General features: G+C 38.1%; 17 protein-coding genes. 5 read left to right on the forward strand and 12 right to left on the reverse strand.

The window, feature by feature from the left end; translation table 11 throughout:
• Positions 1-14: 14 nt before the first annotated feature.
• Entirely contained in the window at positions 15-491 is a 477-nt protein-coding gene (locus tag CW370_RS08990) for a divergent PAP2 family protein (RefSeq protein ID WP_003228732.1), read from the forward strand.
• Positions 492-520: 29 nt separating this feature from the next.
• On the opposite strand, the gene spsC is transcribed toward CW370_RS08990, so the two are convergent.
• From spsC to CW370_RS09010, 4 genes are all read right to left on the reverse strand, one after another.
• Complete coding sequence (gene spsC / locus CW370_RS08995; RefSeq protein ID WP_080262567.1) at positions 521-1,177, reverse strand: stationary phase survival protein SpsC; 657 nt, start codon at positions 1,175-1,177, stop codon at positions 521-523.
• Between the two features lie 103 nt (positions 1,178-1,280).
• Positions 1,281-1,601: a YuiB family protein gene (locus tag CW370_RS09000; RefSeq protein ID WP_003243877.1), complete on the reverse strand. Its 321-nt coding sequence runs from the start codon at positions 1,599-1,601 to the stop codon at positions 1,281-1,283.
• A 53-nt stretch (positions 1,602-1,654) separates the two neighbouring features.
• Positions 1,655-1,798, reverse strand: coding sequence for a YuiA family protein (locus CW370_RS09005; RefSeq protein WP_003243733.1), 144 nt, complete (start codon positions 1,796-1,798; stop codon positions 1,655-1,657).
• A gap of 172 nt (positions 1,799-1,970) precedes the next feature.
• On the reverse strand, positions 1,971-3,191 hold the full coding sequence (locus CW370_RS09010; protein WP_010886605.1) for an NAD(P)/FAD-dependent oxidoreductase: 1,221 nt from the start codon (positions 3,189-3,191) through the stop codon (positions 1,971-1,973).
• A 331-nt stretch (positions 3,192-3,522) separates the two neighbouring features.
• Here CW370_RS09010 and yumC point away from each other — a divergent pair, with 331 nt between their 5' ends.
• Positions 3,523-4,521 carry a ferredoxin--NADP reductase 2 gene (yumC, locus tag CW370_RS09015; RefSeq protein WP_003220618.1) on the forward strand — a complete coding sequence of 333 codons (999 nt, stop codon included), beginning with the start codon at positions 3,523-3,525 and terminating at the stop codon, positions 4,519-4,521.
• A gap of 61 nt (positions 4,522-4,582) precedes the next feature.
• On the opposite strand, the gene CW370_RS09020 is transcribed toward yumC, so the two are convergent.
• Positions 4,583-5,005, reverse strand: coding sequence for a very short patch repair endonuclease (locus tag CW370_RS09020; protein WP_024572076.1), 423 nt, complete (start codon positions 5,003-5,005; stop codon positions 4,583-4,585).
• 155 nt (positions 5,006-5,160) lie between these two features.
• On the opposite strand from CW370_RS09020, the gene CW370_RS09025 reads away from it, so the two are divergent.
• Positions 5,161-8,220: a sensor histidine kinase gene (locus CW370_RS09025; RefSeq protein ID WP_024572075.1), complete on the forward strand. Its 3,060-nt coding sequence runs from the start codon at positions 5,161-5,163 to the stop codon at positions 8,218-8,220.
• Positions 8,217-9,908, forward strand: a complete 1,692-nt coding sequence (locus CW370_RS09030; RefSeq protein ID WP_101169588.1) for a response regulator receiver domain — start codon at positions 8,217-8,219, stop codon at positions 9,906-9,908. The genes CW370_RS09025 and CW370_RS09030 overlap by 4 nt, the downstream gene beginning before the upstream one ends.
• On the opposite strand, the gene CW370_RS09035 is transcribed toward CW370_RS09030, so the two are convergent.
• Both CW370_RS09035 and CW370_RS09040 read right to left on the reverse strand, forming a co-directional pair.
• Positions 9,905-11,026 carry a DNA cytosine methyltransferase gene (locus CW370_RS09035; RefSeq protein ID WP_024572073.1) on the reverse strand — a complete coding sequence of 374 codons (1,122 nt, stop codon included), beginning with the start codon at positions 11,024-11,026 and terminating at the stop codon, positions 9,905-9,907. The genes CW370_RS09030 and CW370_RS09035 overlap by 4 nt on opposite strands.
• A gap of 185 nt (positions 11,027-11,211) precedes the next feature.
• Positions 11,212-11,352: a hypothetical protein gene (locus CW370_RS09040; RefSeq protein ID WP_032680920.1), complete on the reverse strand. Its 141-nt coding sequence runs from the start codon at positions 11,350-11,352 to the stop codon at positions 11,212-11,214.
• Positions 11,353-11,630: 278 nt separating this feature from the next.
• On the opposite strand from CW370_RS09040, the gene guaC reads away from it, so the two are divergent.
• Complete coding sequence (guaC, locus tag CW370_RS09045) at positions 11,631-12,611, forward strand: GMP reductase (RefSeq protein WP_029946547.1); 981 nt, start codon at positions 11,631-11,633, stop codon at positions 12,609-12,611.
• Positions 12,612-12,684: 73 nt separating this feature from the next.
• On the opposite strand, the gene paiB is transcribed toward guaC, so the two are convergent.
• The 5 genes from paiB to CW370_RS09070 all read right to left on the reverse strand — a co-directional run bounded on the left by paiB (position 12,685) and on the right by CW370_RS09070 (position 16,821).
• Positions 12,685-13,308, reverse strand: coding sequence for a protease synthase/sporulation negative transcriptional regulator PaiB (gene paiB / locus CW370_RS09050; protein ID WP_024571862.1), 624 nt, complete (start codon positions 13,306-13,308; stop codon positions 12,685-12,687).
• A gap of 23 nt (positions 13,309-13,331) precedes the next feature.
• On the reverse strand, positions 13,332-13,850 hold the full coding sequence (paiA, locus tag CW370_RS09055) for a spermidine/spermine N(1)-acetyltransferase (RefSeq protein ID WP_014477872.1): 519 nt from the start codon (positions 13,848-13,850) through the stop codon (positions 13,332-13,334).
• Between the two features lie 338 nt (positions 13,851-14,188).
• Positions 14,189-14,551, reverse strand: coding sequence for a HesB/IscA family protein (locus CW370_RS09060; protein ID WP_003244166.1), 363 nt, complete (start codon positions 14,549-14,551; stop codon positions 14,189-14,191).
• Between the two features lie 78 nt (positions 14,552-14,629).
• The gene (gene dapF, locus CW370_RS09065; protein ID WP_003243745.1) at positions 14,630-15,484 is read right to left on the reverse strand and encodes a diaminopimelate epimerase; all 855 of its coding nucleotides are present in this window, start codon (positions 15,482-15,484) and stop codon (positions 14,630-14,632) included.
• 122 nt (positions 15,485-15,606) lie between these two features.
• The gene (locus CW370_RS09070; RefSeq protein WP_003228710.1) at positions 15,607-16,821 is read right to left on the reverse strand and encodes a NupC/NupG family nucleoside CNT transporter; all 1,215 of its coding nucleotides are present in this window, start codon (positions 16,819-16,821) and stop codon (positions 15,607-15,609) included.
• Positions 16,822-16,895 lie beyond the last annotated feature (74 nt).

Consider the following 16,895-nt stretch of genomic DNA (forward strand, 5'->3'; position numbering starts at 1 on the left):
AAAGGATGTCGCCGATGGAACTTTTAACGAATTTTCCTTTATTATCAAGCCTGGCCGCAATTATTTTTGCTCAGGTCATCAAAGTGCCCATACAGTTTATCGTGTCCAGAAAACTGGACTGGTCGCTGGTCACAAGCACAGGCGGCATGCCCAGCTCTCACTCCGCAGCGGTCACTGCACTTTCAACAGGCGTAGCCTTGGAGCATGGATTAGACTCCTCACTCTTTGCGGTTTCCGCCATTTTCGCCGTCATAACCATGTTTGACGCAACTGGCGTCAGACGTCATGCCGGTGAGCAGGCAACAGTCATTAATAAGCTTGTCATTGATTTTAACCGTTTCGTAAATGAAGCGAAGGACTTCCCTAAGGCTGCAGAGAAAGAAAAGCAAAAAAAGCTGAAAGAACTTCTCGGACATCAGCCGATCGAAGTCTTTTTCGGAGGCCTAACAGGTATTTTACTGACATTGGCACTCGCTTACTTTTTCATGTAAAAAAACGCTCCTGCTTTCGCTGGAGCGTTTTATTCTTTCACAGTTTTATATTGATTTCTGAACACTTGCAAGGATTTTGTTTCATTGAGCTCCTCAAGCTCATCCTCGGTAATCTTTCCCGTTCCCTTTTTAATCACATATACATCAAGGGTTTTTTTGCCCCATTCATTGTATACATCTTTGACTGTCTCAAAGTACAGATCAAGGCGGTTTCCCTTAATAGCTGATCCTGTGTCGGCCACAACTCCGAGACCGTAGTTCGGAATGAATAAAATTGTTCCGATCGGGAAAACGGACGGGTCAGCAGCAACCGTGGAATATAAATCCCGTTTCACTTTCACACCTGAATATGTAAGCCCGTATAATGGATCACCGGGATTTTTGCCCGTCGACTCAGCTCCTGCTGTGTAGCCTGTTGCTGTTACTCTTTGGACTGGATATTCATCCCAATCAAATGCCTCTTCTAACGGTTTTGTTTTATCCTCAGCCGCGGACGTGGTTTGTGTTTGTTTCTGCTGCAATGCTTTTAATGTCAGTCCTGCATGCTTCAAGTGCTTTTCCTGATGTTCCTGCACCCATTTTGACAAGTCCTTCGCTTCAATTCCTGACACTGATAAAAATGTCGTGCCAAATGCAAGCAGAAATAAACAGGTCATCAGCAAACGTCTGATCATATTCAACATCATTCACCTCTCCTCCGAATCATTGTTCCCAAGTGGAGAGAGCATTATTCAAAATGATGAATGAGCTGAACGCATAAAAAAAGCTTTCTTTAGAAGAAAGCGGCATTTAAAACATTTGATACCCTCTTTTTCTGAGCATGTTGATCGCTATACCGGACACGATGGCGCCGGCCAAACCGCTGACTAAAATCAGCACATCGGCAGCCGCTAATGATAAGACACGATGAAACAGGCTGGCAAAGGATTCTCCCGGCGACTGGACATAGCTGATCAGCTTTTCTTTGCTGATAATGAAAAGGCATACAATCGGATAAATCACAGCCATAATCCAAGACATTCTCAGCAGCATGTTTAATAAGAAACCGATTCCAAAAAACAAGACAAAAAACAAAACAATTGAGATGATTACGACTGGCAGACTAATCAACCTATTCCACCCCCCTGCGTTGTTTTTAGTGTAACGCGGGGGCTGAAATAAAGTCAACGGCTGGAAAAAGAATGACTGTCTTTTCCTGTCCCCTGGCAAGACGGACAAGTCTCTGAACCGCCGAGAATCAATTGAAAATATCCTTTCCCTGAACAAAATGGGCATGCATGTGAAGCGGTTGTCGTTGCAGTTTTCATCTAATCATCACCCTTTTTCTTAATTTTCTGATAATATACCATATCAAGCTGTCAACAATAAAGTCAGATCATGTGACAAATCTTTTGATGTAAGCGGAAACATACTTGTTTTCCTCTCATTCTCTTTTTATTTTGGCGTTTTTTAATAAAGAAAACCCGCTTCCGCGGGTTTTTAGAAAAACTTGAACTTGCCTTTTTTCAGTGTCAGTCCGAGTCCGCCAATCATAAACAGCGAGCGGTTATCAATGACTTTTTTCATAAACGAAGCGGGCGTGCCTTTCAGCTTTCTGCCATAAACAACCCCAACCGCGTTATGCTCGCCAAGAGAAGCCACTGTTCCCTTAATGTCCGGCTTGAATTCCTCAAGCTCTCCGCCTTTAATAAGCCTGCCAAGGTTTTTAGCGACCGTTATGCCCTGCTGCATTGCAATTTGCGCAGTCGGCGGATACGGGCGCTCTGTATCTTCATTCATAAACAGCGAGCTGTCGCCGAGAATAAAGACATTGTCATGTCCCGGGGCGCGAAGATCAGGGTTGACTTTGACTCGGCCGCGCATATTTTCAAAACCGGCTTCCTCCACAATCGGATGGCCGCGGACACCTGCTGCCCATACAACGGTTTGCGATTTGATCTGCTCTGGTTCCTCATCTTTTTTGCCGACTCTGACTCCTTCCGGTGTACATTCTTGTACAGCCGTGCCGATCTTGAACTCAACTCCGTTTTCCTCAAGATAATGTACGGCGTAATCAACAAGTTCCGGATCAAAGCCCGGCAAAACGGTCGGCGCTGCTTCCACACAAATGATGCGGACAAGGCTTCTGTCAACGTCATATTCCTTACAGAGCTCCGGCACGCGAGCAGCCAGCTCGCCAAGAAATTCAATTCCCGTAAATCCGGCACCGCCAACAACGATCGTTAACCTGTCCGGCCGTTTTTCCGCTTCCGTATTGTAAGTCGCAAACTGCAGCTCAATATGTTCCCGCAGCAGGCGCGACGTGTTGATGTTGGCAATCGGAAACGCATATTCTTTTAAGCCTTTAATGCCGAACGTTTCAGGCACGGCGCCGAGCCCGATGACTAAATAATCGTACTGCAATTCTCCATTCGCAAGCACAACTTTTTTCTCATCAATTTTGATTGCCTTTACGGTATCCTGTACAAAATTAACCCGTGACTGGTTGATTACATCTTTTATCTGATAACGGCAGCGGTCATGATGGAGCGTACCCGCGCTCGCTTCATGCATCCATGTCGTTTCATAATGATAATTGTGTTTATTTACAAGCGTAATGTCAGCATCATTCGGCCCGACATACTTCGTCAGCCTTGTCACCGTCATCAATCCGCCATATCCTGCACCTAAAATCACGATTTTGGGCTTATTCAATGCCATCACATCCACCTTCTCTTTTTTTGCTTTTGTTAGACCCATAATAAAATCATCATTTGTGTTAGCTTCAGCTTATTGGCGGGATTTTATGAAATATATTGAAAAGTTTTTTGTGAAGTCCTTACCCGTAGCACTATTATCATGTTTATCCGGCTGGCCCAAGAAACATTCAGAAAAAGATCATTTCATTTGGTTATTATCGTAGCGGCCTGCGGAAATATTTTCAAGAACGGATGGGCACGTTAGATCCTTACGATTTTTTCTGCTGACTCGTCAATTTGAACGGCAATATGGTATAATTAATAACAATTTTCATTTAGGAGGCAATTTTCGTATGCGAGAGGATACAAAGGTTTATGATATTACAATTATAGGCGGGGGACCGGTCGGCTTATTCACCGCTTTTTACGGCGGGATGAGACAGGCAAGCGTCAAAATTATCGAAAGCCTGCCTCAGCTCGGCGGACAGCTTAGCGCCCTATACCCTGAGAAGTATATATATGATGTAGCGGGATTCCCGAAAATCCGCGCGCAAGAGCTTATCAATAACCTAAAAGAGCAAATGGCGAAATTCGACCAAACCATTTGTCTGGAGCAAGCGGTTGAATCTGTTGAGAAACAAGCGGACGGCGTGTTTAAGCTTGTAACAAATGAAGAAACCCACTACTCTAAAACAGTCATCATCACTGCAGGAAACGGCGCATTCAAACCGAGAAAGCTGGAACTTGAAAATGCCGAGCAGTATGAAGGCAAAAACCTCCATTACTTCGTTGATGATCTGCAAAAATTTGCCGGCAGACGCGTTGCGATCCTTGGCGGTGGAGATTCCGCGGTTGACTGGGCGCTTATGCTTGAGCCGATCGCAAAAGAAGTATCGATCATTCACCGCCGTGACAAGTTCCGTGCGCACGAGCACAGTGTGGAAAACCTTCATGCGTCGAAGGTTAATGTCCTGACACCATTCGTCCCTGCGGAGCTGATCGGCGAAGACAAAATCGAACAGCTAGTGCTTGAAGAAGTGAAAGGCGACCGCAAAGAGATTTTAGAAATTGATGACTTAATCGTCAACTACGGTTTCGTTTCATCTCTTGGACCGATCAAAAACTGGGGTCTGGACATCGAGAAAAATTCCATTGTCGTGAAATCAACAATGGAAACAAATATCGAAGGCTTCTTTGCAGCAGGTGACATTTGTACATACGAAGGAAAAGTCAACCTGATTGCCAGCGGCTTCGGTGAGGCACCGACAGCAGTGAACAACGCCAAGGCTTACATGGACCCAAAAGCCCGCGTACAGCCTCTTCATTCAACAAGTCTTTTTGAAAATAAATAAGAAATTCACATTAAAATATCGGGTATTTAAATACCCGATATTTTTATTGTTGTAAGAGAATTTATTTTCCACCCTTAGAAACAGTTTGAATAAATTGTTCAATTTTATCTACAGCTGCAGTAAAGTCTCTTTTAAATTCATGTTCCCAAATTCTTAAGATACTCCACTTATTTCTCAAGTAATATGATGTCACTTCTTTATCTCGAGACTTGTTTTTCTTAAACTTATCTTCCCAGAAACTTCGATTTGTTTTTGGCATTTGCCCGTGTAACTCACAAGCATGCCAAAAGCAGGAATCAATAAATATGACGATTTTATATTTTTTAATTGCTATGTCTGGTTTGCCATACAGAGTTTTGACATTTCTTCGAAATCTCAGTCCTCTCTTCCAAAGTTCTGATGCCACCTTATTTTCTAACTTAGAAACGGATTTAACTGCTTGCATATTTCGTTTTCTTTGTAAGTCAGTGTGGTTATCACTCATTGTTTATCCCCTTTAATTCAAGAGTAAAATTTATTATTTTTTAACTCTTATTGTTAAACAGCCATTTTTTTGCTATAAATTGTTATACACAATTAAATTTTTCCTATTTTAACCGAAATAAAACTCAAGTCTGATTTTATAAAATGGAGGTAAACATGGCCAATTTCAGAACAAGAGCCCGAGCCGTAGATCTTCTTGGAAAACAGCAAATTAGAGATGAAGTAACATCAATTTCTGAGTTGCTGAGAAACTCATATGACGCAGATGCTGAATATGGAAATATAATTATTAACAGTAAAAAAGATTATATCATTGTTTGTGATGATGGTGACGGTATGTCGAAAGAAGACATAGAACAAAAATGGCTAACCATAGGGACTCACTCTAAAACCAATAAAACAACTGTCATCACAAAAAAAGGAAGAGTGAAGATTGGAGAAAAAGGAATAGGAAGACTTGCTATTTCTTTATTGGGGGATCAGTTAATCTTGATCTCAAAAAAGGATCAAAAATGGACTGTCCTTTATCTACATTGGGAACTGTTTCGAAATGAATCGATTTTTTTAGAAGATGTATCAATACCCATTCAATCGTTTGAAAACTTTAAGGCATTATATAATTTCTTAAGAAACGATATTTCTACTATTAAAAAACAACTTGCTGATAATTTGAGCAACATTGAAAATTGGGTTGGGCAAAAAAGAGATAATATCTTAAAGGAAATAGATAAATTTATAATTGACAGTGAAACATTCCAAGAACTATTCAAGATAGAGCAAAAAGGAACAGGAACACTCTTTTATGTCAAAAATTTAGAAAAAGGGTGGGATTGGGAAGCTTATAATCAAAAAACAAAAGGTCATGCAATGAACAGAAAATCAAGAAGGCTAAAAGACTCTTTATATGCATTTTATAATATCTTTAAAAAGTATGAAAATGAAATTAATAAAAATAATATCTTTACCCCCTCAATTAAGATTAATGACAGAGACTTAACGGATGAGGACTATTTTAACGAAGAGGATCTGAGAGCTTATGATTACTCAATTGAGGGTGTCATATGTAATGGTAAATTTAGTGGTGTCTTAAAAATTAATCAAGGTGAGGATGAGCCTCTTCAAATTTTCGAAGAAAATAATGTGAATATTACTGAAGGACTTGACCCTAATCTATTCAAAGATTGTGGCCCTATTGAAATTAAATGGTTTTTTGTAGAAGGTAATTTAAGGAATAGTAGCTTAAAAAACGAAGAACATACAAACATAACAAATAAATTGAAACAAATTGGTGGTATTTATGTATTCAGAGATGGTTTGAGAATTTTACCATATGGAGAACCTGGCAATGATTTTCTAGAATTAGAAGAACGAAGAACAAACAATGCAGGAAAATATTTATTTAGTCATAGAAGAATTTTTGGTTATATTGAAATTAGTAAATTAAAAAATTCTAAATTAACCGATAAGTCTAGTCGAGAGGGATTCGTAGAAAACACATATTATCATTATTTCCGAGAAGTGAATATGAATTTGCTAATATGGTGGGCCACTTCTTTTCTTGGGACAAAAGAAAAAAATGACGGTAGACGAAAAATAAGACTTAAAAAATTGGAGGAAGAAGAGAATAAAAGAAAAATAAGAGAGACTGAACTTCAAAAACAAAATGAATATATAAAAAATATCTTATTAAAATTAAATGATAAAGAAATAAATCGTGAAATTGAATATAGTAATGCGAAAAAATCCCTAGAAAATTTACTAGCACAATTAAAAATAGATTCATTAGATATTTCGTTAATTCCTTATGAAGCACTAAATAACCTAATTCACACAAAAAAAAATGAAGCTCAGTATATAATAGATGAGTTCGAAAGAAATATGGCTATTGATTTTAAAGAACGTTATGACTTAGACTATTCACTTCTAGAAAAAATTGAAGTTCATAGGCATGAGGTAAATAAAGATATCGATCAACTCAATAGTTTTTTTCAAAAAAACTTAGATAAGCAAATAAGGACATTAAAACAATACATAGATGAACAACTTAACAAAACCGGAAAAAAAGTAGAAGTACAAAAAATGTTAACGAATTTAAGAATTAAATTAACCGATATTCCACGATGGATGGAAGAAGAAAAGATGGAAGTATCCAACACACTCATTAAAAAGTTAAATGATAAAACAAATGTATTAGTTAAAGAGACATATCGTTTTGTTGATGACTTTTTCGAAGAGATCAATTACTTAAATAATTTAATAAAAGAAAAGGAAAAGACCCTTTCTCAACTTTCATCTCAGTTAGACGATGCACATGAAAAAACATATGTGAAAATCGCAAAAAAACTTTATTTATTAGACGAAGAACTAAACAAAATAAAAGAGTCTTATTCAAACAAGAAACTAAGATTATATAAAGAACCAGCTTTTACAGAAATAGAGCAAAAAATAGATCAACTAAATAAGTACATTTTTCATAACAATAAAGATGATAAACTAATAGGTCTTTTAAAAAGAGAAGTAGAGATTTACCGAGATATTTCTGCTGTTGGGCTTGCAGCAGAATTGACTAGCCACGAATTTAATGCTTTATACCATAAAATTAAAAAAGATCTAAGAATCTTAAATACAAAACTTAAAAATACAGCTTTAAACCCTATAGTTTTAAAAATATTTAATGCATTTGATTCATTAGAAAAGCTTCATCAACGTATGAGTCCACTTTACAGAAAATCTAGAGCACGAAGAAGTGATATATACTTATATGAATTTATTGAAAGAGTTGCAGAATATTTCAAAAACGACCTAAATAGATATAATATCAATATAATAAATGACGTTCCCAAGGACTTGAAAATAAAAGAAGCTGAAACTATTTTATTTACTCCATTGATAAATTTATTCTCAAATTCGATCTATTGGTTAATCGATAAAGAACTTCGCACAATACATTTTTATACTGATGAAAATTCCTACAATCTCTACATTCATGATAGTGGTCCAGGGATTTCCGAACATGAAAGTGCTTATTTATTCGAGCCTTTTTATTCCAAAAGATACAATGGACGTGGATTAGGACTTTATCTATCTCAAGATATTTTAAAAACAAAAGGACATAAATTGTATTTTATTCCTCCTGAAAATACATTAGTATCTTTGCCAGGTGCTTGTTTTTGTATAAAGTTCAACAAAAAAAGTCTAGAAGGTGAGTTAAGTTGAGTAGTGAATTATTAACAGAAGTAAAGCGGATAGTCCGAGGATATTTTAACAGCGCAGTAGTGGTAGATGATGAATTGTTTAATGAACAAACAGATGACTATAAAGAATTATTTAATGAAGACTTGGAGATTGAAAATACTGAGCTCGGATTAGGAGAATTAGCAATACAAGTAGCTGACCAAGAAAAGACAATTGTCGAAGAAATGTATAATGCAGATGCAGTTTATAACGATTTATTGAGTGATGGTGTCATTACCGTTCCCTGGAGATACAAACACAATGAAGATATAAGGGATCTAAATTCAGTATTATTCAATTCTAAGATGTTAATTGTTGATTGGATGTTAGTACCTTCTATAGATTCTTACAAAATGGGGGATGAGACTCTTGAATTAATTAATAAATTCAATTCCCAAAAAAAAGGACTTAAATGCGCAGTGATTTATACGCAAGAAGACCTATCAGACGTAAAAGAAAAAGTAGAATATAATTACGCTGTTAAGGACATATGCAACATTATTCATTCCAAACCAAATGAATGTTTTTTCTTCGAAGAAAAAAACGAAAACAATTCACTATTCGGTTTTATTATCAATAAGTATACAAAAGCAACAAAGATTATAGATTATATCTCACAAGTACTATTAAAAGATAAAAGTATTGCTCTTCATTTAATGGATAGTTCAATACATTTAAATGATAATATTAATAAAGCTATAAGTATTTTCAACACGCCTTATGAAGAGGTGTTATTTTCCCAAATTTTAACATCTGATTTACCTCTAAAGAAAATTGCTAATATAATTAACGATACTTTCTTAACGAGTATTATGCAAATGGAACAGCAAAACGATCAACTTGACGATAAGAAGGACTTTTTATACGAAACAAAAAAAAGAGAGATTCTGACACAATTAGAAACTTTAAAATCTACATCGCTAGACACAATATGCAATTTATTAAACATAAAAAGTAAAAGTGCAGTAGAAGATATTTTAATTAAACAACAAGAATATAAACACAAAATTATTGAAGGTGTGAAATCTTCATTCTCTGTCCAATCTCTTAAAATGAAGATTAATGAGATAGTTAATGATATACCTAATCCACCAAAAAAACTAAAGTTAGAACTTCCTTTAGTTATACTTTATTTAAATAATGCTGAAAGACTGGCAAAGGGGAATGCAGAAGGATTTAAAAAAATGTTCCTTCAGCAGGTTTATAATTTTACTAAAGTAATGAAGTATGTAGAGCCAGATAATCATATAACAAATGGCAGCATACTTAAAGATCCAAATACGGAAAATAATTTCTTATTATGTATTACACCTTTATGCGATACAGTTCGTCCTGAAAAAGTTGAATATTATTATAAATTTTTAGTTGGCGAAAAATTAAATGATTACAAACCTGAAAACCTTAAAAATGATAAACCAAACCATTATTATTTAGCTGTTCCAATTGATGGTGAACTATCGATTATAAAGTGGAACTTCTATCAAGTGAAAACCGCTAAATTACAAGATGAGATGTTAAATTTTAAGCCAATTATAAACTTAAAAAAGGAATACATTCAAAAAATTGCAAACCTCTATACGTCCTACCAATCAAGAGCTGGTGTAGATGAACTATTTTATAAAGAAAGTAATTATATTAATAATTTTTTAGAAATATTAAGGAAGAGCTAACTAAGCTCTTCCTTTAATTTTTCTGCTATTTTTTTTATAAATACAGCGGCTAATTTAACAGGCACAGCATTTCCGATCTGAGTTGCTATTTTCTCTTTTGATCCTTTAAACGGTTCATCAGACAGTTGACCAGTAAATTTATAATTAACAGGAAATGTTTGTATTAATGCCGCTTCTCTAAGACTGATTGCACGATTTTCAGTCGGATGCCCAAATCGGCCCTTACTGTAACTGGTACAACCGGTCGTTATCGTAGGAGCAACCGAACTTCTGTCCATCCTGCCGTATACGTCGCCAAATCCCACGTTTCCTCTTTTATGACACTCTAGTAAAAGTTCTGAAGGCCAATCTCTCCTACTTCCTCCATCATGAGGTGTATTTGCAATCCGTTTTAAATTGATTTCAGATAACTTCCTGACTGTATGAAGGGGATCATCGGGGTCTGTCTCACCGGCTTTTAACTTTTTTAACGGGTACTTATTTAACAACTGTCCTAAAGTCATTTGCTCTGTGGTGTCCGGCCAAACCGATATATCACAATGTTTCACAGGAAATATATCAACCCTTTGTGCAAGTAAGATTAACCTCTTCCTTCTTTGGGGGACACCAAAATCTGCTGCGTTTATTACCTTATAATCGACAATATATGAAGGATATTCTTTATTTATTTGGTAACCATGTTCATCCAAGTTTTTTAGTTGACTAATAAAACAATTAAACACCTCAAAGTTCGTGATATTATCTACATTTTCAAAGAAAATAAACTTCGGATGATAAAGGCGAACAACCTTTAAAACTTCAAGAATTAAAAGGTTTCGTTCATCTTTGTTATCCTTTGCTTTTATTCTAGAATGTCTAGAAAATCCTTGGCATGGTGGTGTCGCAACTAAAAGATCTAGCTCCCTTGGTTTAAGAGAGGCCTTTTTCAACCATTCTTCTTCGGATATATTTCTTATATCATCTACAATGAGATGATCTTTCCCATGATTCATTTCATAAGTTTTAGCAATGATGGGGTCAAACTCAACTGCAGCTAAAATATTGAAATGTGATTTTAAAGCTTCAGAAACGCCCCCCGCCCCACAAAATAAATCAACAGCATTAAACTGTTTATTCAACTGTCTCACCTACTCAAAATCCACTATTTTTTAGGTTTAATAAATATATTTTTAATTTAGGTTGTAAATTTTAGACTCTATTTAAATAACTCTAAAAGATTATTATACTCTATTCAGTTTTGAATGAAATATCTAACTCAAAAAAAGCCAAATAAAAAACTCCCAGTTCCCTGGGATTTTTTAACTTATTTAAAAACGGAAATATAATTCAATGCAGTTCCTACAACCAGCGCAATCACAAGGGCTGCGACTACCCAGATCATTGCCATAATAATGCGGTCCTGAATCTTTTGGGACTTCGGTGTTTTTTCTTCGTTTTGGGCCATCTTATTCGCTCCTTTCCCATGTCCATGCCATAAAGAAAGCTTGGTGCTGAACGACCAAGCTTTGCTGAACGTATATCATTCGCGTTTTGATCCGCTCTCTAAGACCATTCGTTAAAACTATGATACCTAAACTCACCCTGCATGACAAGCTTCGGCACTTGCACCACACCTGCCAGCAAATCATAATGTTTGACATCCTAAATAAAACAGAGTACATTATAGAAGGCGAACATTTCATATATTATACTTTTAAATATTCGTTTTTAGGAGTGAAAACCATGGAAAACGTATTTGATTACGAAGATATTCAGCTAATTCCTGCAAAATGCATTGTAAATAGCCGTTCAGAATGTGATACATCCGTACGTTTAGGCGGACGTACATTTAAATTACCCGTCGTTCCTGCCAATATGCAGACGATTATAGATGAAAAACTAGCGATTCAATTAGCCGAAAATGGCTACTTTTATGTCATGCACCGATTTGAGCCTGAGACACGAATTGATTTTATTAAAGATATGAACGCACGCGGCTTATTCTCTTCTATCAGTGTGGGCGTCAAAGCGGAGGAGTATGAATTTGTCCGCCAGCTGGCAAAAGAAAATTTGACTCCTGAATACGTGACAATTGACATTGCTCACGGGCACTCAAATGCTGTCATTGAAATGATTCAGCACCTTAAAAAACATTTGCCGGACAGCTTTGTTATTGCTGGCAACGTCGGAACGCCAGAAGCAGTCAGAGAGCTTGAAAATGCGGGAGCGGATGCCACTAAAGTCGGCATCGGACCGGGAAAAGTATGTATTACGAAAATCAAAACCGGCTTTGGTACAGGCGGCTGGCAATTAGCGGCGCTGCGCTGGTGTGCCAAGGCAGCCAGCAAACCGATTATCGCGGATGGCGGCATCCGCACCCATGGCGACATCGCAAAATCAATCCGATTCGGCGCAACGATGGTCATGATCGGTTCACTATTTGCCGGACACGAAGAATCGCCAGGCCAAACGATCGAAAAAGACGGAAAGCTTTACAAGGAGTACTTCGGCTCAGCCTCTGAATTCCAAAAAGGCGAAAAGAAAAATGTCGAAGGCAAAAAAATGCACGTGGCGCATAAAGGCTCAATCAAGGATACACTGATTGAAATGGAGCAGGATCTTCAATCTTCTATTTCTTATGCAGGCGGAACAAAGCTTGATGCCATCCGCAATGTGGATTATGTGATTGTGAAGAATTCCATTTTTAATGGGGATAAATATTAATCATAAAAAAACGCCAAGTCAGTGGTTCTCCGCTTGAGTTGGCGTTTTCTGCTACTGCTTCAGCAAAATAAGCTTATATTTGCTTTTTGAATTTATTTTCCATCAGTTCTGCCATTTGTTTTGCATTTGGATTTTCTTCATTTTGCAACTGTTCAATGACGTTCATATAATCCGTTTCATTTCGGTTCTGGCTTAATTTATATGCCGCTTGAATGTCTTCCACCTTAATCTTAAATCCAACAATACCTTTCAATTCACTTTCTAAGAGTTTTGGAGAAAGCTTATCCCATAAAACAGGATTGTCACGATGTTTTTCGTATTTCTCCAGCATGATTGTTAATTCTTCTGCTAATTCATCTTTCTCTAACATACTTGCTTTTCCATACATGTGGACAGCCTGATAATTCCACGTCGGAACATTTTCACGCGAATACCAGGAAGAAGAAATATAAGCGTGCGGTCCCTGAAACATCACAAGCACATCTTCACAGGCTTCAAACGTTCTCCACTGAGGATTTCCATAAGCGAAATGCCCCGTAATATAGTAATGATCATCTTTTTTATTGAATCCTAACGGCAAATGTGTGGCAATTGGTTTTCCTTGTTCTGTTGTGACAATCGTACCAAAGGAGTTTTCTTGTACAAAATTCCAAATTTCTTCAGCATTTGTGACTTTAAAATATTTTGGAATATACATCATCATCCACCCTTCGAAAAATATTATATGAGTGTTTTAGCCATGATTAAATCCGTTTGTTCTTCATCACCCATATAAAAAGAGTGGGCACCGGTCTGCACAAACCCCATTTTCTTATAAAAGGCAATGGCATTTTCATTTTTTTCCCACACACCTAGCCAAATGTTCTTTTTATTGCGTTCCAGCGCAATTTCTATAGCTTTATTCAACAGATGTTTGCCAAGCCCATGTTTTTGAAAGCTGTTCTTTATATAAATTCTCTCGATTTCAAGTGATTCAGCACCCATTTCTTCAGACTGAGCATCATCGATATTGACCTTTACATATCCAGCGATTTCATGATCAAAGTAAACAAAAAAGAATTGCGAAGACATATTGGATAACTCTTTTTCCAGCTGCTCAGTGTTAAATGCGCTTTCTAAATAGGCTTTCATATTTTCAGGTGAGTTCTGTTCTTTAAAAGTGTCATTGAATGTTTCAATACTCAATTGTTGAAGTGTTTGTAAATCTTCCCGGCTGCATTTTTTCATTTTTACACTCATTGTTCGGATTCAGCCCCTCTATTTAAAATTCAATTGTCTTGTGTCCCTTTTTAATATATTTAAACACGGAACAGATACTGACCTTGTTACCATTCCAAAAATCTTCTTCATCATCAACTCCCTATCGTGATTTTGTTGTAAATGCAATAAAATATATTCTACATTAAATATAGCGTAACTTTGCTGTATTTACAACAAAAATCAAACAACAAAGCAGGTTTCTCTTGCCGAAGTCCCCGGTACTCTCTGCATCATTTACCCATAATAAAAACGCCTCCCTTAACGATGATTTATCGCTAAGAAAAGCGTCAGTAATAGTTGCTATCCGTTTTTAGTGCTTAGCACTCTTCAGGCTTTCCTGCATTCGTTGCTGTTCTGAACGAAGAACCGCAGCCGCATGAAGCGATGGCGTTTGGATTGTCGATGGTGAAGCCGCCGCCGAGCATGGATTGTTTATAATCAATCACGGTGCCGTTCATGATGTCAAGGCTTTCTTTGTCAACTAGAACAGTGATGCCGTGCTGATCAAACACACTGTCTGATTCACTCTTTTCATGCTCAAAGCCCATGCCGTAAGAAAGTCCGCTGCAGCCGCCGCCTTTGACGCCTACACGCAGAAACGCGTTTTCTTCTTCATGCTCTTTCATCATATCTTTTATATGCAAAGCTGCTGCTTCTGTAATTGTTACCGGGTTGCTCATCATTGTGAACCTCCTTTTAAAAACCGGTTGCTGTCTTTTATTATAAACATGATCGTCCCAATTCTCAAACAAGGTGTTTTACAAGAAATAGACACCCTCACAAACGGTTTCAGCCGGCCCTGTCATCATTACATGGCCATTATCTTTCCAGTTTATCACCAAATCCCCGCCTGCTAAATGCACCGTGATGTCTTGATTTCGCTTTGATACGCCGTTTAATACAGATGCGACTGCCGCTGCACATGCTCCTGTCCCGCATGCCTGAGTAATCCCTGATCCCCGTTCCCAGACGCGGAAATGCAATTCTTGTTCATTCACGGTTTCAACGAATTCCACATTGATGCCTTCCGGAAATCTCGGATCTTTCTCAATCACCGGTCCCAGTGTCGTTAAGGGTGCCTGTTCAATGTCTGCGATCGGAAAAACGATATGCGGATTTCCCATTGAAACGGCAGTGCCTGTTAGTTCTACTTCACCAAATGCCATCGTTTCATTGATTGTGTGCTCTTCCCCGCCGTCAAGCATCGGAAGCTCGGATTTTGTCAAGCGCGGTTCGCCCATATCGACAGTGACCACATTCACTTTTCCGTTTTCGACTTGAACCTCCGCTTTCACAAGCCCGGAGAGAGTTTCAATCAGAAAAGATGTTTCCTCAACCAGCTTATGCTCATATGCGTATTTTGCGACGCAGCGCAGGCCGTTGCCGCAGTTTTTCCCTTCAGACCCGTCATTATTAAAAATCCGCATTTTAACAGGCGCTTGGTCTGATGGGCATATCAGGATCATTCCGTCGGATCCGATCCCTGTATAAACAGAAGAAACCTGAATTGCAATCTCTGACAGTTTTTCTTCTGGAAGCTGTTCTTCAAATTGATTCACATAAATATAACTGTTTCCCAGGCCGTGCATTTTGGTAAATCGAAATGAGTTCATAGGTGCCTCCAACTTTTTTTCTTTTTCTTAGTATAAAAGCTATTATAAGCGGACACAATACAATTATCCCCCGTTTTTCATACATAAAAGCTCCTTGCACTGACGCAAGGAGCTTTTATCGTTTATATAAACATGCCGGCAATGGCTGCGCTGAGCAGATTGGCTAATGTTCCTGCAAGAACAGCCTTCAGGCCGAGACGCGCGATATCTGAACGGCGGCTGGGTGCTAATCCGCCCAGCGTACCAAGCATAATCGCAATTGATGAAAAATTGGCGAATCCGCATAATGCGAAACTGATAATGGTAGCAGTTTTCTTAGAAAACTCGCCGATGTGCGGACCGAAGTTAGAATAAGCGACAAACTCATTCAGCACCAACTTCTGGCCGATATAGCTTCCCGCCTGCAATGCTTCATGCCAAGGCACGCCAATCAAAAAGGCGATAGGAGAAAACACATAGCCGAGAATGGATTCTAATGTTACGCCTTTTAAACCGAACAAGCCGAAAGCCCCGCCGAGAATACCGTTTACTACAGCGATTAAGGCAACGAACGCAAGCAGCATCGCCCCAACGTTTAACGCAATTTGCAGTCCTGTTGACGCTCCCTTTGCCGCTGCGTCAATGACATTGGCTGCGCCTTCGCCTTCATCCATTTTGAAATCGCTTTTTACGGTTTGCGTTTTTTCCGTTTCGGGTATAATCAATTTACCAAAGACTAGTCCAGCTGGAGCAGCCATAAAGCTGGCCGCCAGCAAGTACTCAATCGGAATACCGAGAAGCGCGTACCCAAACAAGGTAGATCCCGCAACTGCCGATAGACCGCTCGTCATAATCGTAAACAACTCAGAGCGCGTCAGCCCGGCAATCAGGGGTTTGATCACTAACGGAGATTCTGATTGTCCTACAAAAATATTGGCAGCAGCCGCCAGAGATTCCGTTTTGCTTGTTCCAAGGAGCTTCGACAATCCGCCGCCAATGACACGGAAAACGAGCTGCATGATTTTCAAATGATATAAAACTGCAATCAGTGCTGAGAAGAAAATGATAACGGGCAGTACACTTAATGCAAATGCCGGACTGTCTCCGACCTTTAGAAGCGGTCCAAAAATAAAACTGATGCCTTCATTCGCATAGTCAATCAGAAGCTGTACACGGCTTGAAAACCATAAAAAAACAGCGCGTCCCGCTTCCCATTTCAACACGATGTATCCAAACGCCACCTGTGTGCATAAACCAACGATGACGGTTCTTATCTTAATATTGCTTTTCTTTTCTGAAAATAAAAACGCGATAGCAATGATCGCAACTGCGCCCAGCAGCCCCCACAGAACATTCATGAATACTCGTACACCTCTTAAATTTTATTTAAAAAAATATCTTTTATACGATAACAATAATATTTTTTGATGTC

This window comes from Bacillus sp. SN32 (assembly GCF_002837495.1).
Taxonomy (GTDB): Bacteria; Bacillota; Bacilli; order Bacillales; family Bacillaceae; genus Bacillus; species Bacillus subtilis.